At 57.7% G+C, this 253-nt stretch carries 1 pseudogene; it reads right to left on the bottom strand.

Annotation, left to right across the window (positions count from 1 at the left end):
- A pseudogene (locus IV91_RS20045) lies at positions 1-156 on the bottom strand (IS701 family transposase); the annotation flags it as partial.
- Positions 157-253 lie beyond the last annotated feature (97 nt).

Raw genomic sequence — 253 nt, 5'->3', positions numbered from 1 at the left:
AATGGCACCGATGGCACGAGTGACCCAGCCTTCCGGGTTGAGCATGCAACCGATCAGAAGTTCGACAAAGGTTCGGCGGGAACGGGGTGGAACGGCGGCCAGAAGAAAGGAAATCCATTCCGAGAGTAGCAGACAGACCGAGGAGGTGAGCGACATGAAGAGGGATCAGGGGTTGAAAACCCTTCATTGGTCGCTGCGCTACCCGCTTCAAAAACAACCCCGAGCGGGTAGCGCAGCGACCTCGCAAATCGGA

The organism is Ferrovum myxofaciens, assembly GCF_000735045.1.
Classification (GTDB): Bacteria; Pseudomonadota; Gammaproteobacteria; order Burkholderiales; family Ferrovaceae; genus Ferrovum; species Ferrovum myxofaciens.
Note: the sequence above shows the minus strand (reverse complement) of the source record. Positions and strands in the feature narration are given on the sequence as shown.